Source organism: Cupriavidus sp. UGS-1, from assembly GCF_021213615.1.
Classification (GTDB): Bacteria; Pseudomonadota; Gammaproteobacteria; order Burkholderiales; family Burkholderiaceae; genus Cupriavidus.
This window is the reverse complement of the sequence record NZ_JAJQJF010000003.1, coordinates 50,875-74,788: the sequence shown is the minus strand read 5'-3', so window position 1 is coordinate 74,788 and position 23,914 is coordinate 50,875. Positions and strand designations below refer to the sequence as shown.

Annotated in this window: 22 protein-coding genes; 11 read left to right on the top strand and 11 right to left on the bottom strand. The window is 67.2% G+C overall.

The genetic code is table 11. The annotated features are described in order from the left end of the window. Window positions 1–35 precede the first annotated feature (35 nt). Window positions 36–629, bottom strand: coding sequence for a TetR/AcrR family transcriptional regulator (locus tag LRR16_RS05250; RefSeq protein ID WP_064576625.1), 594 nt, complete (start codon window positions 627–629; stop codon window positions 36–38). Window positions 630–808: 179 nt separating this feature from the next. Between LRR16_RS05250 and LRR16_RS05245 the strand changes: the two genes are divergently transcribed. Further along, window positions 809–2,044: a YbfB/YjiJ family MFS transporter gene (locus LRR16_RS05245; RefSeq protein WP_232205043.1), complete on the top strand. Its 1,236-nt coding sequence runs from the start codon at window positions 809–811 to the stop codon at window positions 2,042–2,044. A 13-nt stretch (window positions 2,045–2,057) separates the two neighbouring features. Here the strand turns inward: LRR16_RS05245 and LRR16_RS05240 are convergent, their stop codons facing one another. After that, on the bottom strand, window positions 2,058–2,918 hold the full coding sequence (locus LRR16_RS05240) for an alpha/beta hydrolase (protein WP_006576204.1): 861 nt from the start codon (window positions 2,916–2,918) through the stop codon (window positions 2,058–2,060). Window positions 2,919–3,058: 140 nt separating this feature from the next. Between LRR16_RS05240 and LRR16_RS05235 the strand changes: the two genes are divergently transcribed. The 5 genes from LRR16_RS05235 (at window position 3,059) to LRR16_RS05215 (ending at window position 8,158) form a co-directional block, all read left to right on the top strand. Then, a complete protein-coding gene (locus LRR16_RS05235; RefSeq protein ID WP_006576205.1) occupies window positions 3,059–3,844 on the top strand; it encodes a helix-turn-helix domain-containing protein in 786 nt (261 codons plus the stop codon). 145 nt (window positions 3,845–3,989) lie between these two features. Then, complete coding sequence (locus tag LRR16_RS05230; RefSeq protein WP_006576206.1) at window positions 3,990–4,460, top strand: RidA family protein; 471 nt, start codon at window positions 3,990–3,992, stop codon at window positions 4,458–4,460. Continuing rightward, window positions 4,457–5,821, top strand: coding sequence for an adenylosuccinate synthetase (locus LRR16_RS05225; RefSeq protein WP_023264804.1), 1,365 nt, complete (start codon window positions 4,457–4,459; stop codon window positions 5,819–5,821). Before LRR16_RS05230 ends, LRR16_RS05225 begins: the two co-directional genes overlap by 4 nt. Window positions 5,822–5,851: 30 nt before the next feature. Continuing rightward, window positions 5,852–6,469 carry a pyridoxamine 5'-phosphate oxidase family protein gene (locus tag LRR16_RS05220; protein ID WP_006576208.1) on the top strand — a complete coding sequence of 206 codons (618 nt, stop codon included), beginning with the start codon at window positions 5,852–5,854 and terminating at the stop codon, window positions 6,467–6,469. A 312-nt stretch (window positions 6,470–6,781) separates the two neighbouring features. Continuing rightward, window positions 6,782–8,158, top strand: coding sequence for an MFS transporter (locus LRR16_RS05215; protein ID WP_043441440.1), 1,377 nt, complete (start codon window positions 6,782–6,784; stop codon window positions 8,156–8,158). Window positions 8,159–8,211: 53 nt separating this feature from the next. On the opposite strand, the gene LRR16_RS05210 is transcribed toward LRR16_RS05215, so the two are convergent. From LRR16_RS05210 to LRR16_RS05200, 3 genes are read right to left on the bottom strand one after another with little or no spacing between them, the layout of a single operon-like run. Then, entirely contained in the window at window positions 8,212–9,072 is an 861-nt protein-coding gene (locus LRR16_RS05210) for an alpha/beta hydrolase (RefSeq protein WP_232205275.1), read from the bottom strand. Window positions 9,073–9,100: 28 nt separating this feature from the next. Next, window positions 9,101–10,627 carry a tetratricopeptide repeat protein gene (locus LRR16_RS05205; protein ID WP_232205041.1) on the bottom strand — a complete coding sequence of 509 codons (1,527 nt, stop codon included), beginning with the start codon at window positions 10,625–10,627 and terminating at the stop codon, window positions 9,101–9,103. 26 nt (window positions 10,628–10,653) lie between these two features. Beyond that, window positions 10,654–11,262 carry a TetR/AcrR family transcriptional regulator gene (locus LRR16_RS05200; protein WP_006576211.1) on the bottom strand — a complete coding sequence of 203 codons (609 nt, stop codon included), beginning with the start codon at window positions 11,260–11,262 and terminating at the stop codon, window positions 10,654–10,656. Window positions 11,263–11,392: 130 nt separating this feature from the next. Between LRR16_RS05200 and LRR16_RS05195 the strand changes: the two genes are divergently transcribed. Next, complete coding sequence (locus LRR16_RS05195) at window positions 11,393–12,211, top strand: metal-dependent hydrolase (protein ID WP_232205019.1); 819 nt, start codon at window positions 11,393–11,395, stop codon at window positions 12,209–12,211. Between the two features lie 43 nt (window positions 12,212–12,254). Here LRR16_RS05195 and LRR16_RS05190 read toward each other — a convergent pair whose 3' ends face one another. Beyond that, a complete protein-coding gene (locus LRR16_RS05190; RefSeq protein WP_023264801.1) occupies window positions 12,255–12,395 on the bottom strand; it encodes a hypothetical protein in 141 nt (46 codons plus the stop codon). Window positions 12,396–12,672: 277 nt separating this feature from the next. Between LRR16_RS05190 and LRR16_RS05185 the strand changes: the two genes are divergently transcribed. Further along, window positions 12,673–15,147, top strand: a complete 2,475-nt coding sequence (locus tag LRR16_RS05185) for a penicillin acylase family protein (protein ID WP_370646758.1) — start codon at window positions 12,673–12,675, stop codon at window positions 15,145–15,147. Here LRR16_RS05185 and LRR16_RS05180 read toward each other — a convergent pair. Next, on the bottom strand, window positions 15,144–15,983 hold the full coding sequence (locus tag LRR16_RS05180; RefSeq protein WP_232205273.1) for an NAD(P)H-dependent oxidoreductase: 840 nt from the start codon (window positions 15,981–15,983) through the stop codon (window positions 15,144–15,146). The genes LRR16_RS05185 and LRR16_RS05180 overlap by 4 nt on opposite strands. A 91-nt stretch (window positions 15,984–16,074) precedes the next feature. Between LRR16_RS05180 and LRR16_RS05175 the strand changes: the two genes are divergently transcribed. After that, a complete protein-coding gene (locus LRR16_RS05175) occupies window positions 16,075–16,968 on the top strand; it encodes a LysR family transcriptional regulator (RefSeq protein ID WP_232205012.1) in 894 nt (297 codons plus the stop codon). A 14-nt stretch (window positions 16,969–16,982) separates the two neighbouring features. Here the strand turns inward: LRR16_RS05175 and LRR16_RS05170 are convergent, their stop codons facing one another. Continuing rightward, the gene (locus LRR16_RS05170) at window positions 16,983–17,888 is read right to left on the bottom strand and encodes a LysR family transcriptional regulator (RefSeq protein ID WP_232205272.1); all 906 of its coding nucleotides are present in this window, start codon (window positions 17,886–17,888) and stop codon (window positions 16,983–16,985) included. 163 nt (window positions 17,889–18,051) lie between these two features. Here LRR16_RS05170 and LRR16_RS05165 point away from each other — a divergent pair, with 163 nt between their 5' ends. Further along, complete coding sequence (locus LRR16_RS05165; RefSeq protein ID WP_232205011.1) at window positions 18,052–19,341, top strand: SGNH/GDSL hydrolase family protein; 1,290 nt, start codon at window positions 18,052–18,054, stop codon at window positions 19,339–19,341. A 143-nt stretch (window positions 19,342–19,484) separates the two neighbouring features. Further along, complete coding sequence (locus LRR16_RS05160; RefSeq protein ID WP_232205009.1) at window positions 19,485–20,252, top strand: SDR family NAD(P)-dependent oxidoreductase; 768 nt, start codon at window positions 19,485–19,487, stop codon at window positions 20,250–20,252. Between the two features lie 29 nt (window positions 20,253–20,281). Here the strand turns inward: LRR16_RS05160 and LRR16_RS05155 are convergent, their stop codons facing one another. From LRR16_RS05155 to LRR16_RS05145, 3 genes are all read right to left on the bottom strand, one after another. Further along, window positions 20,282–21,532: a cation:proton antiporter gene (locus LRR16_RS05155; RefSeq protein ID WP_232205007.1), complete on the bottom strand. Its 1,251-nt coding sequence runs from the start codon at window positions 21,530–21,532 to the stop codon at window positions 20,282–20,284. Continuing rightward, complete coding sequence (gene hutH / locus LRR16_RS05150; RefSeq protein WP_023264797.1) at window positions 21,529–23,100, bottom strand: histidine ammonia-lyase; 1,572 nt, start codon at window positions 23,098–23,100, stop codon at window positions 21,529–21,531. Before hutH ends, LRR16_RS05155 begins: the two co-directional genes overlap by 4 nt. 69 nt (window positions 23,101–23,169) lie before the next feature. Beyond that, complete coding sequence (locus LRR16_RS05145) at window positions 23,170–23,904, bottom strand: 4'-phosphopantetheinyl transferase superfamily protein (protein WP_006579411.1); 735 nt, start codon at window positions 23,902–23,904, stop codon at window positions 23,170–23,172. Window positions 23,905–23,914: the final 10 nt, after the last annotated feature.

The following is a 23,914-nucleotide window of genomic DNA, read 5'->3' as shown; positions in this document are numbered from 1 at the left end:
GGGTCATCGCGTCATCGGGCCATCGCGAAGAGGCGTTATTGCGGCCCGAGCAGCACGGCGATCAGATTGTCGGCCGTGGCGCGCAGCCGTTTCTCGTCCTGATAGACCCGTTCGACCACGACCAGTCCCCGCGTGAACGTGACGATCAGCCGGGCGGCCTGCCGCGGCGGCAGTGCCAGCGGCGCCTGCTCGCCCTCACGCGACAAGCGCTCGAACAGCACCTGCTCGATATCGTCGAGCAAGGCCTTCAGGGCCGCGCGCAGCGGCCCCTCCAGATCTTCGGTGCCCACGGCGGTCTTGGTGCTGAGGCAGCCGCGGGTCGGCATCCCGCTGGCCATCGACGTGGTCATCGAGGCGATCACGCAGCCGAAGAAGCCGCGCAGCGCGTCGCGCAACCTCGGCTTGTCCAGCGCCTCGCGCATCTGCCCGACGAAGCGCTCGCGATAGAGATCGAACACGCGCAGGAACAACGTTTCCTTGTCGCCATAGGCGTTGTACAGGGAGCCGCGCTGCACCCCCGTGGCCGCGGCCAGCTCCTGCATCGAGGTCGCGGCATAGCCCTTCTGCCAGAACAGCGCCAGCGCCTTGTCCAGCGCAAGACCTTCATCGAATTGGCGAACCCCAGCCATCTGTTTCTCCAAATGCTCGGGCGGCAAAGCCCCTTGAAAACATGCTGCCATTTAAGCCGATGATTGACACCTTCGTCAATCTTGACTAAGTTGTCAAACATGACAACAGTGTCAAACATCAGCCATCCATCGAACCGGCGCCGGACGATGCGCGCCCTGCCTCCCTATCACGCTCACCCATGACCAAACACCCTCCTTCCTACACGCCAGCACAACTGGACCGCGCGCTGGTCTGGCGCTACATCTTCGCTGGCCTGTGCGCCAGCCTCGACAGCATCGGGCTGGCGCGCTTCGCGTTCACGCCGCTGATCCCCGAACTGATCCAGGCGCACTGGTTTCCCGCTTCCAGCGTGATCTATCTGGGCGCCGCCAATCTGGCCGGCTATGTCTGCGGTGCATGGATCGGCCGGACCGTCGGTGCGCGGCTGGGCAACGAGCGCACGCTGCGCCTGATGATGGTATGGATCACCGCCGCCTTTCTCGCCTGTGCCGTGCCGCTGTCGTTCGGCTGGTATTTCGCGTGGCGTTTCATGTCGGGAATCGCCGGCGGGATCGTCATGGTGCTGGTGGCCGGCACCATCCTGCCGCACGTGCCGCCGGCGCGCAAAGGCGCCGCGGGCGGCGCCATCTTCCTCGGTCTCGGGCTCGGCATTGCGGGATCGGGCACCATCATTCCGCTGTTGCTGCAATGGGGGCTGGCGCAAACCTGGATCGGCCTGGCAATCGTGTCGGCGCTGCTGACCGCGGCCAGCTGGTTCGCGTGGCCGCCACGGCAGCTGGATCGGCCTCACCCGGCGCCGGCAAGACCGGCACCGTCCGCGACGCCGCGCTTCGGCCGCGCCGTGTGGATGCTGTTCCTGCAGTACGCGCTGATGGCGACCGCCGCGGTGGTGCCGATGGTATTCCTGGTGGACTTCATCGCCCGCGGCCTGGGCGCGGGCACGCATCTGGGCGCGGTGTTCTGGGCGGTCTATGGCCTTGGCGCCATCGCCGGACCGCCGCTGTACGGCTTTCTCGCCGATCGGCTGGGCGCCGGTCCGGGTATCAGGCTGGTGTCGCTGGTGCTGGCCATCGTGCTGGCCGCGGTGTATGTCACCGACAACCTGCTGGTGCTCGGTGCCCTGACCGTCGTGATCGGCACCTTCGCGCCCGGCATGGTGCCGTTGGCGCTGGCCCGTGTGCATGAACTCGTCCCGGACCATGCGCCGCGGCAAAACATCGCCTGGAGCCGCGCCAGCATCGTGTCGGCGGCGGCGATGGCCGTCGCGGGTTACGCCTATTCCGCGCTGTTCAATGCGAGCGGGCAATCGCACCGGCTGCTGTTCCTGACCGCGGCGGCGCTGCTCCTCGTGGCATTGCTGGCGGACCTCTGCTTCCCGGCCAAGGAGAGGAATGCACAGATGGCCCGCTCCTGAGGCGTTGGCGTCTTTACGCCGCTGCCGCGATCATCCTCAGCACGGCCTCGGTCAGCACGCCGCGCGCCTCGCCGAGAGCATCGACTGCGTCGAAATGATGGCCGCTGGGCTGGTCGACGATCTCCACCGGTACGCCGTGCTGACGCAGCAGCGCGGCATAGTCGGCCTGCAGGCGATGATATTCGTCCGACTCATCGCCGCCGACGGTAAGGATCATCGGCAGCCTGGTCGAGGGCGGATGGCCCATCGGACTGTAGGCGCCGACGTCCGCCTCCGTCAATCCCACCACCTTGTTGAGATAGCAGAGTCGGATCGGCTCCAGATCATAGAGGCCGCTGATTGCGCAGCCGCCCTTCAGCACGTCCGCCGGCACCCCGAAGTCCTGCCAACTCGTACCAGCCAGCGTCGCAGTCAGATGGCCGCCGGCCGAGTGCCCGGACAGGAAGATGCGATCGGCATCGAAGCCGAGCGTCTGCGCCTGCCGGTACAGCCATACCACGGCATCCTGGTTATCACGCACGATATCGCCCATCGCGACCGTGGGTGCGAGCCGATAGTTGACCACGGCGACATTGATATCGCGCTCCAGGTACGGGATCACCAGATAGCTGAAATCGGATTTGTCCAGCGATTGCCAATATCCGCCGTGAATGAAGATCAGCAATGGCCGGCCAGCACTGCGAGCAGGGAAGAAATCGAGCTTCTGTTTCGCGTCATCGCCGTAGGCGAGATCCTGGCTGACGGCATGCGCCTGACGAACCTCAGCGCTCTGCTTTGCCCACCGCTCGAAGATCGCCTGATAGTGCGGAATGCCGCCCCGGACGTTGTATTGCCGGTCGAGCGATTCCTGATTGAAGTTTCGATACACTGACATTAAATTTGGCTCCGAACATTCGGGTTCGATGCGAACACCGATCGCTAAAAAAATACGACGCGCTCACGTCGACCCCCAAGATAAATGGCCAAGGCGCAAACGGCGCCCCGCCAGATGACACCCGCTATCTCGGAGACGCCATGTTCGGAAAGAGCGAGAATCGCGACGACTACCAGCACATCGACCGCCCGCTCGGCGGCATGGCTCGCGAGCTGCCCGACCGGTTCTATATCGACTATCACTCGCATCCGCGCGGCCAGTTGATCTATGCCTATACCGGGGCGATTCTGGTGACGACGGAATGGGGATCCTGGGTGGTACCCCCACAGCGGGCCGTGTGGGTGCCTTGCAATGTCCGGCACGCAATGAAGGCGTGCGGCGACGTGGAGATGCGCACCGTCTATGTCCGGGAGGACGCAGTCCCCACCGAGCTGACGACGTGTTGCGTGGTGGCAGTGCCGCCGCTGCTGCGCGAGTTGATCTCGGCGGCGGTGACCATGCCGCTTGACTATCACGAGGAGGGTCGCGACGGGCTCGTCGCCAGCCTGCTGTTGCATGAAATGCGGCCGCTCTCCGTCGTGCCACTGCATCTTCCGATGCCCCGCGATCCACGCCTGGCCCGCATTTGCGCCCGCATTGTCGCCGAGCCGTCCGACGAGACGTCGGTCGAGGAATGGAGCCGCTCCGTCGGTGCCAGCGAACGCACCATCATCCGCCTGTTTCCCGAGGAGACTGGCCTGACCTTCAGCCGCTGGAAGCAGCAGGCCAGGTTAATGGCCGCCGTGCGGTTGCTGGCAGAAGGCAAGCCCGTCACCGACATTGCCCTCGAGCTGGGATACGAGAGTCCCAGCGCGTTCAGCGCCATGTTCCGTCGCGCCCTCGGCATGACGCCGACCGAGTACTTTCAGGATATGGCGCAGCATTAGCAGCGCATCGCGCGGAAGCTGGCGTCCGCGCGACATCGCATGGCCTCGCCGCACGGGACGACGGCGGGCTCCCAAGGCACAGTGAGATGGCGACACTGCCGTGCAAGGCGCCGGCAGCGCGTCGCCATTGCTCACGAGGAAGCTCATGCCAGTCATCGAACGCATCCGGGAGGCCGGAATCGTCCTGCCTCCGGCCGACATGCCATCCGCGCTGTTTGTCCCCTATACCCTGCACCGCGGGATCCTGACGATCTCGGGCCAACTGCCAACGGTTGGCGGCAAGGCGTTCGCGACGGGCCGAGTCCCTGACGGCGTGTCGCTCGACACGGCGCGCGAAGCCGCGCGGCTCTGCGTGGCCAACGTACTCGGCTGGGTCGCCGCCGCCACGGACGGCGACCTCGAACGGGTCCAGCGCGTGCTGCGCATTGGCGGTTTCGTGGCCACCTCGGCGAGCTTCCACGATGCTCCTGCCGTGGTCAACGCCGCTTCCGAGCTGATCAACTTCGTCTTCGGCGACAAGGGCAGACACGCGCGCATTGCGATCGGCGTCGCAAGCCTGCCATTCGGCGCACCGGTCGAAATCGAAGCCACGTTCGCGCTGGCCATCGACGCATGACGACACCATCCCGCACCGGATATGCCGACGTGCTGGTCGGCCTGCAATATGGGGACGAAGGCAAAGCCAGAATCGTCGACCATCTCGCCGGCGACTATGACGTCATCGCGCGCTTCAACGGCGGCGCCAATGCCGGGCATACGATCGATGCCCCCGGTGGCGCGCTTCGCCTGCGGCAGATTCCCTCCGGCGTCCTGCACCCTTCGCTGTCGCTCTACATCGGCTCGGGATGCGCGATCGGCCTGGCCGAACTGGCCGACGAGATGGCGATGCTGGCGTCGCGCGGCATCTCGTTGCACGGGCGTCTGAACATCAGCGACCGCTGCCCTCTGATCCAACCCGCCCATGTAGCGCTCGACCGGGACGATGGTGGCAGCATCGGAACCACCGGAAACGGCATCGGGCCCTGCTACTCCGACCACGCAAGGCGCATGCGCGGGGGCATGCGTGTCGCGTTCCAGCTGCGCGATCTGGTCGCCGACAGCGAAGCGGTGTTCCGCCTTCTTGGCGAGTGCAAGAAGCAGGGCGGCACGGGCGCCGGCGCGGATGCTCGTAGCTCGGCGGTCGTCCGCATGCGCGCCGCCTGGCGGACCGTACGCGACTTCGTCACCTCTGAGCCGGACCATCTGGGCACGCTGGTCGAGGGCGGCGCGCGCGTGCTGTTCGAGGGAGCACAGTCCGTTATGCTCGACGTGACGCACGGCGACCAGCCATGGGTGACCTCCAGCCATACCGTGCCGGCCTATGCTTATGTCGGCGGCGACCTGCCAGCCAAATACCACCGCAAGACCATCGGCGTCGCCAAGGCCATCGTCTCGCGCGTCGGCGCGGGACCTTTCCCGTCGGAGCTGGGCGGCACGCGCTCGGCGCAATACTGCGCGGCAGCGGCAGCACACCGTGGCGACCGGTATCGCGAGGCCGCGCGCCATGATCCGGCTCGCCTGCTCGCCAGCGACGACGCCTTCGATATCGGCACCGCCCTTCGCGTGCTGGCCGACGAGTACGGCACCGTGACCGGGCGGCCGCGTCGCATTGGACTGCTCGACGTCGCGCAACTACGGACGACGATACGTCAGCATGGCATCGACGAGTGGTTCCTGAACAAATGCGATTGCCTGGCGTGGTTCGTCGACACGCGGCGCCAGGTTATTCCATTGTTCGATGGCGCCTCTCATCGCACAACCGAACCTCGCATCCGCGAATTTCCCGCATTCAGTCGAAATGCGCTGCCACAGCGCCGTGAAGACCCGCTGCCACCGCAGCTCGATGCCTTGCTGCATTGGCTGGAAGGCGCCGTCGCTCGCCGACTTCGTGGCGTCGGCCTGGGCCCCGCGCGCGACCAGCTGCGCTTTCTGTACTGATTCCCTCAAACCATAAATCCGAGTGCGAACATGACGCCCGCCTACTTGACCAATGAAATGCGGAGAACCGACCTGGCATGGTCAGACTGGCCCGCCATCGAGGCCTTTCTAAAGGACGAACTGATTTGCCGGGTCGCCGTCCACGACAACCCCTTCCCTTACGTGACGGCCCAAAGCTTCACCTTCACCGGAGATGCCTTCCTGATCCATAGCTCCCGCTACGGAAAGCTGGCTTCGGCGATACGGGCCAATCCTCACGTGACCATCGAGATCGATCGCCCAGTGGCATTGCTCAAGGCACCCAAAGGCCAGAACACCAGCCTCGAGTACTACAGTGTCATCGCGAGATGCGTCGCCACCTTGCGCGACCAGACCGACGAAATTCGGGCGCATCAGTACCTGGCACTCGACAAGTTCCGCCCCGAAAAGGACTACACCCCGATCGAAGATGGGGCCGCCAACCAGATCGTGGCGTACCGCTGCGAAATCCTTTCACTGTCGGCCAAGAAGCGGATTCTCGCGGACGGACAATACTCGCCGCCCGGCCAGCCACGGGCACCTTACTTGCGCTATCCGTTTCCGGCCGGCGCGACGCTGTCGGCGCTGCCTGAGGAAGCGTTCGATCCGCAGCGCTTCTCCGCCCGCTGATCCCTACCGCCTCCGCGCTCCGATCGCTCCCTCCTGGCCCTCTCCAATGGGCCGCAAGGCGTGGCCACCCTGCTCCACGAGCGGGCGGCCACGCATCCGCAGTGTCTTCCGTTCCGCGCATGAATCCATCGCGCGATGATCAGCCGCATTCGCCACGCCGGTCGAACCTGTTGGCGCCATGGCGATAGCCGTTGGCATCTCGACGCGTGCCCCGCCTGCCATCCCGCGCGACAGTAGCGAACGACATGCCGCACGGCCATGTTGCACACCACCGCTCCGCACGGAGCCGGCCACGACAAGACAGGAGACAACATGAGAGTGACACCGATCGAGCTGATGCGCGTGCGCGTCGGCGACCGCCTTGAACGCCTGCCCATCTGCGGCTACCACCGCTGTCTTTTCGCCGTCATTGCAATGGCGTTCTTCTTCGACAATCTCGACCTCGCGATGATGACGTATCTGCTCGGGTCGATCCGCACCGAATTCGGGCTGACCAGCGCGCAGGCGGGAATGCTTGGCAGCGCCAGCTTTGTCGGCATGGCAGTCGGCGCCCTCGGCTCGGGCATGCTGGCGGATCGCTTTGGACGCAAGCCGGTCTTCCAGGTCAGCATGATCGTCTGGGGCGTCGGCAGCTTCCTTTGCTCGACCGCGAACGATCCCGTCACCCTCGGCCTGTACCGGCTGCTGCTGGGTGTCGGCATGGGCATGGAGCTGCCGCTGGCGCAAACGCTGTTGTCGGAATTCATTCCGGCGCGCCAGCGCGGCAAGTATCTGGCGCTGATGGATGGCAACTGGCCGATCGCCTTCATCTGCGCCGGACTGATGTCCTACTATGTCCTGTCGGCATACGACTGGCGCACCATGTTCATGCTCGGCGCCGTTCCGGCGCTGTTTCTCTTCGTGGTCCGTCGTTACGTACCGGAATCGCCGCGCTGGCTCGAATCCAAGGGCAGGCACGAGGAGGCGGCACGCGTCGTCGACGGCATCGAATCGACGGTGATGCGCCGCCTGAAGCTGACATCGTTGCCCGAAGCCAGTGCCACGGTGACGACGGCCGATGCGCAAACCTTCGGCGTGAAGGTGCTGTGGTCTCCCGAGTACCGCAATCGGACGATGACGGTCTGGGGCCTATGGTTCTTCGCCTTGCTGGGCTTCTATGGATTGAATACCTGGATCGGTGCCCTGCTGCAGCAGGGAGGCATGGGCGTGACCAAGTCGGTGCTCTATACCGTCTACATTTCGATCGGCGGCATTCCCGGCTTCCTGTGCGCCGCGTGGGCGGTCGAGCGATGGGGCAGGAAACCGGCATGCGTGGCGACCCTGGTGGGCGGCGCCGTAGCGGCGTTTCTCTACGGCCGCGTCGCCGGCATGCACGCCGAGCCGGCCGCGCTGTTCCTGTCCGGCGGCACGATGCAGTTCTTCATGTTCGGCATGTGGGCGGTGCTCTATACCTATACCCCGGAGCTCTACCCTACAAGGGCGCGCGCTACCGGGTGCGGCATGGCGTCGACCGTCGGCCGTGTCGGCTCGCTGATCGGCCCGGCGTTGGTTGGACTGGTACTGCCGCTTGCAGGCCAGGCCGGCGTCTTCGCGCTGGGCGCCGCCTGTTTTTTGGCGGCGGCATGGATCGTCTACCGGTTCGGCATTGAGACGCGGGGGGAAGCGCTGGAGTCCATTTCAGCTACCTGATCACTCCATTGCCATGACGATCCGTCGCACCGATCGGACGCCCAGTGCGAGAGTTACGCGGTCGCCTCGATCATCCCCCGCACGGCCGCCGCCAGCTCGCTTTGCGCATCGCCGAGATGCTCCAGCGCATCGAAATGGTGGCCGTGCGCCTGCACGACGATGCTGACGGGCACGCCGCGTTGCCGGAGCAGCGCGGCATATTCCGCCTGCTGGCGGTGATATTCATCGGACTCATCGCCGCCCACGGTGAGGATCATCGGCAGCGTTGTGGTTGGCGGATGGTGAATCGGGCTGTAGGCGGCGACATCCGTTTCGGTCAGGCCGATCACGCGATTGAGATAGCAGAGCCGGATCGGCTCCAGGTCGTAGAGCCCGCTGATCGAGCAGCCGCCCTTCAACACGTCGGCCGGCAAGCCGACATCCTCCCACCGCGTGCCGGCCAGCATGCCGACCAGCTGGCCTCCCGCCGAATGGCCGGAGACGAAGATGCGATTGGCGTCGAAGCCCAGCACGCGCGCATTCCGGTGCAACCACACCACGGCACTGCGGTTGTCGCGCACGATCTCGGCCATCGTCACGTCCGGTGCAAGCCGGTAGTTCAGCATCGCCACATCGATGCCGCGTGCGAGATACGGGGCGGCAAGATGGCTGGAATCGGATTTGTCCAGCGCCTGCCAATAGCCGCCGTGAATGAAGATCAGCAGCGGCCGGCCCGCCCCCCCGGCGGGGAAATAGTCCAGCGTCTGCTTCGGATCGCTGCCATAGGCGAGGTTTTCCTCGACCGCATGTGCCTGCCGGAAGGCCGCGGCATCCGCAGCCCACCGCGCCAGGATAGCCGGGTGCTCGGGCACCGCGGCCCGGTTGTTGTACTGCTTGTCCAGCGATTGCTGCTCCAGGTTGCGAAACACGGGCATGGGGCGAACCTCCGTATTGTTGTTCCAGTCACGGTTTCGCTTTCCGAACCGCGGACAAGGCATCAGCGACAAGCGCGACGACGCCGGACCAGTCGGTGTCGCCCACCTCCTGCCGAAACAGCCTGACGGCGCCCGGATACCAGATCGATGTCGGTCCTTCGCACGTCCAGCGCCAGTCGGTTGCAACGTTGGAAAGCAATATCCAGGTGGGCTTGCCAAGCGCTGCGGCCAGATGCACCACGGCCGTATCGACTCCCACGACCAGATCCAGCCGGGAAATGATACCGGCCATGTCGGCAAAGTCGGCCGCCCGATTTCCCAGGTTCAGGATGAAGCGGTCACCGATCTCCGACCGTATCCGGTCTCCGTCAGCCTCCTTCTGCAGACTGACAAACGTGACACCCTCGGTTTGCCATAGGGGCTCCAGCGTCTTCAGGCTCGGCAGCGACCTGACATGGTCGTTCTCGTTGCCGGGGTTCCCTCTCCATACCAGTCCCACTCGAAGGCGTCTCTTTGGAAAGAAGCGCTCCCATTTCGATGCCGCGGTCGCAGGCGCGAAGAGATATGGCAACTCCGATGGAATCGACCCGGGCCCGCTTTTCAGATTGAGCGGGATGCTCCAGATATAGGTCCAGAAATCATGCCGCGGGCAGGCGGACGGATTGAATCGTTCGCGGGGAACCAGTGCGTCGACTTCGGGCATCGAAGAGAACAATGCCAGGGTCGCGGCATCACACACCAGCGTAACGTGCCTGGCACCGGATTCCTTGATCTTCCTGACATAGCGCACCAGCTGAATCTGATCGCCGTAGCCTTGCTCGGGCCAGATCAGCAGCGATGCCCCCGCCAGCGACTCGCCTCGCCACTGCGGAAACGGTAGCCCGGGCGAGCTGGAGAATGCTCCTTGCAAACCTGCCTCGCAGCGAGCCTCGAATAGCGGAAGCCCTTCTGGCCAATTGTTCCGGTAAAGCAGCAGGTTGCCAAGGTTGAGCCGGTACGAGGCATTGTGCGGATCCAGTGCCAGTGCACGCCGATGCGCAATGTCTGCTTCGTCGAAGCGGCGTAAATCCTTCAGCACCAGTCCAAGGACATTCCAGGCCTGATGGTTGTCGGGCGCCATCTCGATCGCTTGCGATATCGCGTGCCGGGCCTCGTCGAGGCGCCTGGCCGATCGCAACTGCAAGCCAAGATTGAGCAGTGCCTGCCCATGACCCGGTGCCGTGGCAACAGCGCGCCGGAACCACCGCTCTGCCTCGTCTTGCCGCCCCATCTTGCGATACAGCGCGCCGAGATTGTTGCTGATGTCAGCGGACTCGGGCGCCGCCTGGCTACCACGGCGCAGCGCCGCCTCGGCGGCCTTGTCATCGCCAAGCGCCATGTAGCAAACGCCCGCCAGGTTCAGCAATTCGGCGTGATCGGGGTGCCGATCCAGAAGCGTTTGCGCGGCGTGAAGCGCGTCGGCAATTCGTCCCGACAGATAACAGTCCCTGACAGCCGCAATGTCGCCACTTCCGCCGCTATTCACGGTATCCCTGTTCGAGTCGATTCCTTCCATGGCCGATGGGGGCGTCAAACAGGGCATCAAACAGGCTCCCCGACGATCCGGCGCACCAGATCGCAGACCGTCGGCACCAGCGCCTCCAGCCGCGCCGGCCCGGCTCGCTCGATCCGCTCCAGCACCAGTTCGTGGACCGCGCCGACCAGGGCCAGTGCGCTCTCGTAGGGCAGGCGCTGCCGGCGCCGCTGGTCGGTGCCGACGGTGCGCTGGATGAATTCGGCCAGCTCGCGGTGGACCTGCCGGCGTACCGCCAGGCCGGGGCCGCCGAGGCTCAGGATTTCGATGAACAGCGTGCGCAGCAGCGCGGGGTTGCCCGCCATATAGCCGAGATAGGCGCGCATCGCGCCTTCGACCTGGGCGGTCCACGGCTGGCGCGGGTCGATCGCGGCGCGCAGCACCTGCAGCGCATGCCGGCTCGCGCTGACGTACAGCGCCATCAGGCAATCGGCCTTGGAATCGAAATGCTCGTAGAAGGTCCGGCGCGAGACGTTGGCCTCGGCCACGATATCGGCAATGGTGACTTCGCCATAGCCCTTGCGCGCGACCGCGCCGGCCATGCCTTCGAGCAGGCGGCGTCGATGCTCGCTGCGGTCCGGCGCGGTGCCGGCGGTCAGGATGGCGGGTGCGTGCATGGGCGGCTCGTCATGGTCGGGTCGTGGTCCGCCGCCATGGTACTTGACAGTACCGACCCGCGCCATCATGATCGGTACTCCGCAGTACCAGCCGGGCAACGCTCCCGGCAAATACCCCAGGGAGACTACCGTGACGCATCTCGTCGTTCGCCGCCTGCTCGTCGATATGGAAGCGCCGATCCCGCGGCATTGGTGCGCGGGCGATCCCTTTCGCACGGCCTTCCTCAATGCGCTGTCGATGAGCTTCCCGGTCGGGGAGCAGTTCTTTATCGATGCGGTGCGCAACGGCCTGAAGGCGCTGCCGCCAGAGCAGCAGGACCGCTTCCGCGCCGAGGTGCAGGGTTTCGTCGGCCAGGAGGCCACGCACCGCCGCCTGCACGGCCTCTACAACGAGCATCTGCGCAGGCAGGGGCTGGTCAATGCGTGGGAGGTCCGATCGAAGGAACGGCTCAAGCAGCTCGAGGGCGTGGACCCGCGCCACCCGCTGGCCATCACCGCGGCGTTCGAACACTTCACCGCGATCTTTGCCGACTGGATGCTGCGCAACGCGGACATGCTCGGCGAGCAGGACCCGCGTCTGGCGACGCTATGGCTGTGGCACAGCGCCGAAGAGACCGAGCACCGCAATACCGCCTTCGACCTGTACCAGGCGCTGGGCGGCTCGCACGAATGGCGCATTACCTGGTTCCGCCGCATCAGCCTCACCTTCCTTGGCGATGCGCTGCGCCAGACCATCGACAACCTGCGCCGCGACGGCACGCTATGGCAATGGCGCACCTGGACCGGCGCGATGCGGTTCCTGCTCGGCAAGCGTGGTCTGATCCGGCAGACGTTCAGCGCCTGGCGCGACTATTTCCGCCGCGACTTCCACCCGACCGAGCACGACGCCAGCGCGTCGGCGCAATGGCTGGAAGCCCACCGGGACAAGTACGTGCCGGTAGGCGCCTGAGCGCACCAAGGGCGGACCGCGCTTCGACGGTCGCCCGACTGCCTTACCAATACGACAGCATCAGCAGGCCGATCAGCACGATCGCGATAAACACCCACAGCATCGGGCGCGCGATCAGGTGGCGGCCGCGCGTCGACGCGCGCGCGGCCTCGGCATTGGTGCCGTACTCATCTTTCCTTGCCATGGCGATGACTCGAAGGGCTTGAAGTCTTGCTGACCACGCACGGATCGTGCCGGGTGCAACAGCGCCGTTCGCTGCGGCGCGCCATACCGCGCCGCGTGCAATTTTGACAACGGCATGGCCTTACGCGCCCGCATCGCCCGCATCGCCCGCGATCCGTGCGATCACCGTGCATCCCTTCCCCATGCCGCTGCCCGCTCGGCTATGCTTCGGTGGCCGGATTCCGCTGAGCCATCATCCGGCACGCGCTCCATCAAGACCAACAAAGCAAGGAGACCCGATGCGCATCGTCCGCCGGCGGCCCGCCGCCACCCTGCTCCGCCAACTCGCCGTCGCAGCCGCTGCCCTGCCCATGCTGGCCGGCACGGCGTCCGCGGCCCCGCCCACCGACCGCTATGCAGCCCCAGGCCTGGAGAAGCCGGCCAGCATCCTGATCGATCGCTGGGGCGTGCCGCACATCTACGCCGGCACGCTGTACGACGCCTTCTATGCGCAAGGCTTCATCGCCGCCCGCGACCGGCTGTGGCAGATCGACCTGTGGCGCAAGCGCGGGCTCGGCGAGATGGCCAGGGACTTCGGCCCCGCCTATGTCGATGGCGACCGCATGGCGCGGGCGGTGCTGTACCGCGGCGACATGTACCGCGAATGGCTGGCCTACGGCTCGGACGCGAAGCGCGTGGCCGAGGCCTTCGTCGCCGGCGTCAACGCCTACGTGGCGCTGACCGAGGCGCAGCCCGAACTGCTGCCGCGCGAGTTCAAGCAGCTGGGCTACAAGCCTTCGCGCTGGCGCGCCGAAGACATCGTCCGGATCCGCCACCATGGCCTGACGCTGAACTTCACCGGCGAGGTCGACCGCGCCACGCTGTACTGCCAGGCCAAGGAGCAGGCAGCGCGCGCCGACTGGCTGCGGCGCGAGCTCGATCCGCCGATCACGCCGACGCTGCCGGAGGGCCTGGACCCCTGCGCGGTGCCCGCCGCCGCGCTGAAGAAGGCCTATACGCTGGCCACGGCCGCGGCGAACTTCCCGAAGGAAGCCTGGCAGAAGGCGGCCGCCGGTAGCGTGCCGGTCGACCAGCTCTACGCCGCGGTCGACGCGAACAGCGACACCGGCCGCAGCCTCGGCTCGAACAACTGGGTGATCGCCGGCAGCCGGACCTCGACGGGCCGGCCCATCCTCGCCAACGACCCGCACCGGTCGCACGGCGCGCCGAGCCTGCGCTATGTGTCGCATCTGAATGCGCCGGGCCTGTCGGTGATCGGCGCGGGCGAGCCGTTCCTGCCCGGCATCTCGATCGGCCACAACGGCACGATCGCCTTCGGCCTGACGCGCTTCTACATGGATCAGGAAGACCTGTACGTCTACGAGACCGATCCCGCGCAGCCCAAGTCCTACCGCTATCGCGGACGCTGGGAGCCGATGGAAACCATCACCGAGAAGATCGCGGTCCGCGGCGAGGCCGAACCGCGCACGGTCACGATCGACTTCACGCGCCATGGCCCCGTGCTGCATGCCGACGATGCCAGCCACCGCGCCTGGGCGCTGCGCGCGGCCTGGCTCGATGCCGGCATGGCGCCCTACTTCGGCTCGATGGATTACATGCGCGCGACCAACTGGGACCAGTTCCGCGCGGCGATGAATCGCTGGGGCGCGCCCGGCGAAAACCAGGTCTACGCCGACCGCAACGGCAATATCGGCTGGATTCCGGGCGGCCTGACGGTGATCCGCCCCAACTGGGACGGCCTGTTCCCGGTACCGGGCGACGGGCGCTACGAGTGGGCCGGCTACCGCAACATGGACGAGCTGCCGTGGGCCTATAACCCGTCCGCCGGCCATATCGTCACCGCGAACGAGAACAATATTCCGCCGGATCATCCGGCCGCGAAGCTCGGCGTCGGCTACGAATGGAGCGACAGCTCGCGGGCGCGCCGGCTCAAGAGTCTGGTCGCGGCCGCACCGGTCAGCTCGCTGCGCGATTCGATCGCGTGGCAGAACGACACGGTGTCGCTGCCGGCGCAACGCACGTTGGCCGTGATGCGCACCGTCGGCAATGCCGGCGCCGCGGCATCGCTGCTGCAGGACCCGCAGGTGCAGCGCGCCGTCGCGCTGCTGCGCGGCTGGGACGGCAATGTGCGGGCCGACAGCGTGCCGGCCGCGCTGTTCGAGATCTGGTTCAGCAACCATCTGCGGCCCGCGGTCGTGCGCGCGGCGCTGCCGGAGGACGCCGCCAGGCTGGTCGGCGCCGGCGATGCGGCGCGCGTGCTGGCGGTGCTGGAGCAGCCGGACACGTGGATGCCGGTGGCGCGGCGCGACGAGGTCATGCTGACCTCGCTGAAGGCGGCGATGGCCGAACTGGAGCGGCGTTCGCCCTCGCCGGAAAAACTGGCCAACTGGGGCGCGCTGCATCGCGCGATCTTCCGCCATCCGCTCGCCAACATCGTCGACGACGCCACGCGCGCCCAGTACAACGTCGATGCGGGCGGCATCGGCGGGTCCGCCTTCACGCCGATGAACACCAGCTATCGCAACAGCGACTACCACCTGACCGCGGGCGCGTCGTTCCGCATGGTGCTCGACGTCGGCAACTGGGACCAGGGGCGCGTGATCAATACCCCTGGACAATCGGGCGACCCGGCCAACCCGCACTACCGCGATCTGGCACCGGTGTGGGCCAAGGGGCAGACGTTCCCGCTGGTGTATTCGCGCAAGGCGGTCGAGCGGGCGGCGGAGAAGCGGATCGAGCTGACGCCTCGCTAAGGCGTCATCACCGCATCGGATCCGATTGCCGATGCGGCCGGCGGGCGTGCCTCGTGCACGCCCGCAACATGCACCCCGAAGCCCGTCTCCCCCGGCGCGAGGTCGTCCCGCAAGGTCAACTGCGGAATCGCATAATCCCCGCCGTTTTGCCGCCGGAATGGAATCGGCGCTGTCGTGTCGATCCGATCCAGCCGCTGTCCCAATTCGTGCTGGATGATCGCAAAGCGTGCCGCATCGACGCGGCCAGTCCGGTAGACCACGTAGGGCGGCAACACGTCGAAGCCCGGGTAATGCAGGATCCCGTGATGAATCGGGAACAGGATGTCGTCGATCGGGCCGTTGATGCCGCGCGGGCTGTAATGCGGCTCCCATCCACCCGCGGTGACGATCAGCATCGCGCGCTTGCCCGCCAGCGTGCCCTCGCCATAGCGGTCGCCCCAGCGCGCATCCGAGTGCTCGCCCACGCCATAGGCAAACCCATAGGCATAGACGCGTTCCACCCAGCCTTTAAGGATCGCGGGCATCGAGAACCACCACAGCGGAAACTGCAGGATCACCGCATCGGCCCACAGCAGCTTGCGCTGCTCGGCGGCGATGTCTTCGCTCTGCGTGCCGTTTTCGAACGCCTGTCTGGAGTCGAGCGAAGGATCGAAACGCTCGCCGGCCCGATGGGCGAGATTGTCCGCGGCATCGAGCGCGGCCTTCCACCGCATCGCATAGAGATCGGATACCTGCACCGTATGCCCGGCCTGGCTTAGCCGCTCGACGGCAAAGTCGCGAATGGCCCCGTTCAGCGAGCGGGGCTCGGGATGTGCATAGACCAGAAGAATGTTCATGGTGAGCCTCCATTGCCCATTGCAAGAGAAGGCCAGCTTAGGGTCGCGTCCGGTATATTGGAAATGAATTTCTGAAATTCCAGGTATTGCCATGAACAATTTCGGACGGCTGGATCTGAACCTGCTGATCACGCTCGACGTGCTGCTGGCCGAGCGCAACGTCACGCGCGCGGCCGAGCGGCTGAACCTGTCGCAACCGTCGGTCAGCGTACAGTTGGCCAAGCTGCGCGACACGCTGGGCGACCCGCTGCTGTTGCCCGGCCCGCGCGGCATGCGGCCGACGGCCCGTGCCGAGGCGCTGCGCGAGCCGTTGCGCGAAGCGCTGAAGGCGCTGCAGCAAGCGGTATCCCCGCAGGGCCCCTTCGATCCGGCGCAGGCGAGCGACACCTGGCGCATCGCGGCCTTCGACTACGCGGAAGCGACCATCGTGCTGCCGCTGCTGCGCGACTTGCGCACCAAAGCACCGGGCACCCGGCTGGCGATCGTGCAGGCGGTGCCGTCGCTGCTGGCGCGGCAGGCCGAACACGGCGAGATCGACCTGGCCTTCCACACGACCGACGGCGCGCCGCAGGGCCTGCATCGCCGGCCGCTGTTCACCGAACGCTATGTACTGGCCGGCCGCGCCGGGCACCCCGGCTTGAAGCGCAAGCCGACGCTGGCGCAGTTCTGCAGGCTCGAGCACGTGATCGTGTCGCCCGATGGCGGCGGCTTTTACGGGCCGACCGACGAGGTGCTGGCCGCTCGCGGGCTGTCACGCCGGGTCGCCCTGTCGGTGCCGCATTTCCTGTTCGTGCTGTCCGTGCTGGAGAGCACCGATCTGGTCGCGATGCTGCCGTCGCGCCTGGTGCGCGATGCCGCCGGGATCAGGGTGGTCGAGGCTCCGATCGAGATACCGGGCTACGAAATGTCGATGCTGTGGCATGAGCGCGTCCATCGCGACCCGGGGCATCGCTGGCTGCGCGACACCATCGTGGCGTCCGTGTAGTTCCCCCGGCGACCTTACACGGGCCGCATGCCCGGCAGCAACGGAATGCGCTCGGCAAGGAAATCCATCAGCACGCGCACGCGGGCGGGCTGATAGCGGCGGCTCGGATAGACCAGGAAGGCGTCCTGCGCGGAGCCATGCCAGCGTGGCAACACGGGCACCAGCACGCCGTCATCGAGCAGATCCTGCACCAGCCAGGCCGGCGTCAGTCCAAAGCCGGCGCCGGCGACAAAGCCTTCCCGCATCGCCAGCGAGTTGTTGACCCGATAGCGGCATGGCGCCTCGACCGTGGCCGTGCCATCCGGCCCTTCCATCACGATCGCGTTGCCGCCGGCCAGCCACGTGAAGCGCAGCATCGGCAGCGATGCCAGGTCCGCGGGACGGCGCACGCGCTTATGCCGCCCCATCAGCACGGGGCTGGCGACCAGCATGCGCGGCGACACGGCGATGCGCCGCGCGACCACATTGGGCGGCAGCTGCGCGCCCAGCCGCAGCGCCAGATCGACGCCCTCGGCTACCAGGTCGACATAGCGGTCGTCGAACAGCAGCTCGACCTCCACGTCGGGATATTGCTGCTGGAACGCGAGCACCAGCGCGTTCAGGCGCAGCACGCCGAAGCTGACCGGAGCGCTGAGCCGGACCAGTCCGGAAGGACGTTCGGCCTGGCCCTGCGCATCGCCGACGGCCTCGCCGAACTCCTCCAGCACGCGCCGCGCCCGCTCGTAGAAGCGGCGCCCGGCCTCGGTCGGCGACAAGCTGGTGGTGCTGCGCTCGAGCAGCCGTACGCCGAGCTGCCTCTCGAGCGCGGCCACGACCTTGCTGACGGTCGGCTGCGAGGCCTGCTGTTCGCGCGCGACGGCCGACAGGCTGCCCAGCTCGACGGCGCGGACGAACGTCTGCATGGCGCGGATGGTGTCCATCATGGATTCCCGACAACGTTGGGCTGCACCGCGAATTTCGGGCAGCCTATTCCAATATCGAATGAGCGACATGCCATTTTGCCAGCTTCTGCAACGGATCGGCATACCGTAGCTTGACGCCTGTACCGGCTTGCCGCCGGGCTTTCACAGGACCACCTGAACCATGCCGATTTCGTTTCCCCAAGCCTTGCGCCAGCGCTGGCTGCGCACCTGCGCCGCCGTCGTAGTGGGCACCGCGGCGATTTCCGCGTTCGCCACCGAGGCGCCCATGACTCACTGGCTGCCGACCTGGACCGCCAGCGAGCAGCCGATCTGGGAAGCCGGCGAACTGCCGCTGCCGACCGGCGTGCCGGCACGGCTGGACCGACAGACGCTGCGCCAGCTCGCCAGAGTCAGCGTGGGCGGTACACGCGCGCGGCTGGTGCTGTCCAACCGTTATGGACGCGAGCCGGTGACAATCGGTGCAGCCCGGCTCGCCCTTTCCGCAGGGCGCGATGGCATCGATGCAAGCACTGATCGCGCGGCGACCTTCGGCGGCAGTCCGTCGATCACGATTCCGGCCGGCGCGGCCGTGACCAGCGATGCGATCGAGCTGGCCGTGCCGCCGCTGAGCGAGATTGCGATCAGCCTGCATCTGCCGAAGCCGTTCCGGCCAGGCGGCTTCCATTGGGATGGACGGCAGACCGCGTGGCTGTCGCCAGGCGACGCAACGCGCAATGCCACGCTCTCCCATGCGACATCCTTCAGCGGCAGGCTGCTCGTCGCCGCCATCGAGGTAGAGGCGGGCAACAACGCAGGGGCCGTGGTCGCGATCGGCGATTCGATCACAGAAGGCAATGGCTCGACCGTCGACGCCAACCGCCGCTGGCCCGACGGCCTCGCCGAGCGGCTCGCACCGCGCGGCATCGCCGTGCTCAATGCCGGCATCTCCGGCGGCCAGTTGTTGCGCGCCGGCATGGGCGAATCCGCGCTGGCGCGCTACGAGCGCGACGTGCTTGCGCAGCGTGGCATCCGTGCGGTGATCGTCGCCATCGGCATCAACGACATCGGCTGGCCGGGCTCGACCTTCGCCCCGCACACCCCGTTGCCGCAGGCGGCCGCGATGATCCATGGCTACCGCGAGCTGATCCGGCGCGCGCATCAACGCGGCATCCGGGCGATCGGCGCCACCATCACGCCGTTCGCCGGCGCGCTGGCCGGCACGCCGATCCGCGGCTACGATGCGCCGCCGCAAAAGGAAGCGCTGCGGCAGGCGGTCAATGCCTGGATACGCGACAGCGGAGAATTCGATGCCGTCGCGGACTTCGACGCAGCAATCCGCGACCCGGCGCGTCCGCAGGCGATGCTGCCGCGCTACGACAGCGGCGATCATCTGCATCCGGGCGATGTGGGCTATCGGCGGATGGCCGAGGTCGCGGCCGCTGCGGTTGCCGAGGTCGGCATGGCGGACTAGGCGGCGGTGCTGACGCAGCGCATTTCATGGCCGAATGCGCGGCACTTCCGGAACTTCACGGCGGCGCGCCGACTCCCACCGGGATAACCCTGTCCCGCAGCATCGGCCGCCCCTCGGCGGCCTCACCGTCAAGAGGTGCGCAGATGAGACTGCAAGGCAAGACTGTGCTGGTGACCGGCGCCGCCTCCGGCATCGGCCGCGGCATCGCGCTGCGGCTGGCAAGCGAAGGCGCCAACGTGGTGGTCGCCGTGCATCGGCTCGACGAACGTTCCGAGCAGGTATGCAAGGAGATCCGCGAGGCCGGCGTGCAGGCATGGCTGGTGCAAGGCGATGTCGGCGGCGTCGGCGAGGTCCAGCGGCTGTTCCGCGAGGCCACCGAGGCCGCCGGCTCGATCGATGCGCTGATCAACAACGCCGGCATCGAGATCCGCGCCCCGTTCGGCGAGGTCACCGAGCAAGACTACGACCGCGTGCTGAACGTCAACCTGAAAGGACCGTTCTTCCTGTCGCAGCAGTTCGTGCACCACTGCAAACAGCAGCGCCGCGGCGGCAAGATCGTCAACATCAGCTCGGTGCACGAAGACCTGCCCTTCCCCAACTTCACCAGCTACTGCGTCAGCAAGGGCGGACTGCGCATGCTGATGCGCAACCTGGCGATCGAGCTGGCGCCGCATGGCATCACCGTCAACAACATCGCGCCCGGCGCGATCCAGACCCCGATCAACCAGGCCCTGCAGCAACGCCCCGATCAGCTGCGCGCGCTGCTGGCCAATATCCCGCTGAACCGCCTGGGCGAGCCGGGGGATGTGGCGGGACTGGCCGCTTTCCTGTGCAGCGCCGACGCCGACTACATCACCGGCGCCACGCTGGTGATCGACGGCGGGCTGCTGTGGAATTACAGCGAGCAGTAAACCAGTCGCATCACCATGCTGACTGCGGGTCAGCCGCGCTCGGCGGCGCGGTCGGCGACGACAGGCCAGGCGTTCCCCCTTGCGCGCATCGCGATGGCGGCAAGCGGACGCGCCAATACGGTGGTCGCAAGTGCCATCCACAACAGGCCGGAAAACGCCGGGCCGGCGATCAGGCCGGCGTCGAGCAGGATGCCGAGCACGACGACCTCGACGAGGCCCTTGGTCTGCAGCAGTGCGCCCAAGGTCCATGCTTGCCGCCAGTCGAGCCCTGCCAGCCGCGCGGGCACGGCTACGCCAACCGTCTTGCCGACCACCGCAACAACCACAGCGATCGCGAAGACCCGCAGCACTTCGCCATCGGCCATGCCGACCGTGGTCCGCAGGCCAGCCGCCAGGAAGAAGAAAGGCAGCAGGACCACCACCGTCGCCGGTTCGAGCAGTTTCCTGATTTGCGAGGCATGCTGTCGCGGCCACACCAGCCCGGCGACAAACCCGCCCATCACGTGGTGCAGCCCGACCAGTTCCGACAGAAAGGCCGATACCAGCACCGTGACCAGCGCCACCGCCAGCAGCGGTTCGGCGTGCCAGCCATCGCGCGACAGCCAGCGTGCAAGCAGCGGCCGCGCCACCAGCAGGCAGGCCGCCAGGTAGATCAGTGCGAGCGCGGCCACACCGACTGGCCCGGCACCTTCGCCGTGGCCGACCAGCACTACCGCCAGGGCAAGCCACACCACGCCATCGGTCAGCGCGGCGCAGCGCAGCGCAAGATGGCCCATGCCGGTGCTCGCCATCCCCATTTCGCGCAGGATAGCCGCGAGCACTGGCAGCGCGGTCACCGCGCTGCACAGGCCCAGCACCAGTGCAAAGCCGATCGGGCCGGCATTCGGCCCCGCCAGCTGCGGCAGATCCGCCACCAGCCAGGCACCGGCGGCGGTGCCCAGGCAGAAGGGCAGCACGATGCCACCTACGCCAGCCGCCACCGCGGCTCGCGGCTGGCCGCCCAGCTCGGTCTCACGCAGGTGCAGGCCGGTCAGGAAACAGAACAGCGTCACCGCGAGCCATTGCAGGCCGCCGAGCATTGACAGCGCCGGCGGACCGAACAGCGTCGCCCACGCTTCGGGAAACCAGCGTCCAAACCCCGTCGGCCCCAGACCGATGCCGACCAGGATCTGCACCACCACCAGCGGCAGCACGCGACCCTTGCCGAACAGCCGCCACAGCGCATAAGGCAGGCCGACGACGATGGCGGCCTGCAGGAAGAATACCGCCGCACCGTTCACCAGCGGCCCTCCCGGATCTGGCCGACCAACGCGACCAGCTCGCGGTCCAGCGCGCGGTCCTGTTCGAGGAAGGGAATCGCGGCGTTCAGCCGCTGTTCGAACGGCGCCAGCGCGGCGGGCGGGGTGCCGCCGGCGCGGCGCCGCAGCGCCACCCCCTGCCGCACCGCGACCAGCATCGCGGCGGCGACCTGCTCGCTCAGCTCGATCACCCGCAGGCAGTCCCGCGCGGCAATGGTGCCCATGCTGACCTTGTCCTGGTTGTGGCATTCGGTCGAGCGCGAAAACGACGCGGCCGGCATGGTGGCCTTCAGCGCCTCGGCAGTCCACGCCGACACGCCGATCTGAAGGGCCTTCAGGCCATGGTTCAGGCAGGCGTCGTCGCCGGTCGCACCGGACAGGTTGGCGGGCAGGCCGTGATTGTGGCGTGGGTCTGCCATCAGCGCGAACTGTCTGTCGAGCAGGTCAGCCACGCTGGCCACCGCCGCCTTCAGGCCGTCCATCGCGAAGGCGATATGGCCGCCGTAGAAATGACCGCCGTGCAGCACGCGCTCTTCGTCCGGATCGACCAGCGGATTGTCGTTGGCGCTGTTCAGCTCGGTTTCGATCCACTGCCGCGACCAATCCAGCGCGTCTTCCAGAACGCCGATCACATGCGGCGCGCAGCGCAGCGAATAGCGGTCCTGCAGCCGGTGCGCGTGGCGCGGCGCGTGCACGTCGCCAAGCCAGCCGCGGATCGCCGCAGCCGCACGCAGCTGGCCCGGATGCGGTTTCGCCGCAAAAAGCGTCGGGTCGAAGTGATAGGGATTGCCATCGGTCGCCGCGACCGCGCCGGCGGTGATCGCGCAGCCCAACCGCGCCAGCTGGCGCGCGCGCTGCCAGGCCAGGCAGGCCAGGCCTGTCATCACCGCGGTGCCGTTCATGATGGCCAGCGCCTCCTTCGGGCGCAGACGCAGCGGCGCGCGCCCCAGCTGAGCCAACGCATCGGCCGCGGCCATCCGCCGGCCTTCCACCATGACGTCGCGCTCGCCGCACAGCACCGCGGCGACATAGGACAGCGGCGTCAGGTCGCCGCTGGCACCGACCGAACCTTCGGCCGGGATGCACGGCAGCACATCGTTCGCCAGCAGGGCAGTCAGCTGTTCCAGCAAGGCCGGGCTGACGGCGGAATACCCCTGGCATAGCGACGCCAGACGCGCCGCCAGCACCGCGCGAGTTTCGTCGGCATCGAGCATGCGACCCAGGCCGCAGCCATGGAAGGTGTACAGGCGCGGCGGCAGCCGATCCGCCATCGCCACCGGCACCTCGACACCACAGGAGTCGCCGTAGCCGGTCGTGACCCCGTAAATGCGGCCCTCCTCCGCCAACAGCCGGTCGAGAAACGCCATGCCGCGTTCGATGCGGCCGCGGAACGCCGGGGATGCCGACAGGGCCGCCACCGCTTCCCGACGGGCCAGCGCGGCCACGTCCTCCACCGTCAGGGGCGTGCCGTCGAAGATCACGGTCGCGTGACGGACGCTGCCGCCCGAACCTGGGCCGGCGTCGGAAGAGGACTGCGAAGAGATACGCATGGTCTGGGTAGTCGTTTGAAAAATCGTTTGGAAGATCGTTTGGGAAATCGGACCGAACCATCGGAACGATCAGCGCGGCGAGGACGCCGCCGATCGTTGCGGGAAATCGGCGCCCGAGCCAGCCATCGCCACCTGCCACTGGCGCATGGCGTCGGGCGTGGCGCCGTCGTGGTCCAGCTCCGGCAGCAACGGGTCGCTGACCACGGCAACGACGGTGTCGCCATGCCACCAGCTGCATCCGTTGGCGGGGATGCCGGGGTGCGCGGACCCGGCCGGCCGGATGCAGGATCGATGGCCGAGCATCGTCGAGAACAGCTCGCCGCCACGGCACTTGAGCGCGGCTTCCTTCAAGGTCCACGCCTCCAGGGCCAGCGTTTCGGCATCGTGCCTCCGTCCGGCAAGCAGCATGCTCCGTTCCGCGGCATCGGTGATCGCCTCCAGCAGCGCCGCGCGCGATCGTCCCGGCCGGAGCATCTCCAGATCGAGGCCGATCGGGCGATTGCTCACCGCACACGCGACACTGTCGCCGACATGCGCGATCGAAACATGCTTGTCGGCATGCCTCGCGACGAGCGGCGCGCCATTCGGCGATGCCTCAATCCTCCAATCGCCGGACACGCCGCCGAACCGTTCCGCCAGCAACGCGCGGGCCAGCCATCGGCCGGCGACGAACTGAGCCGCGCGCCGCGGCGCACGGATGTCGGCCAGACGAGCGCGCTCGGCCGGTGACAGCCACGCGTGGGCATTCGCGCCCACGCCAGCCATCAAGGCGCTGACCGATCGCAGCCGGATGGAGATCGTCACGCGCGGCCGC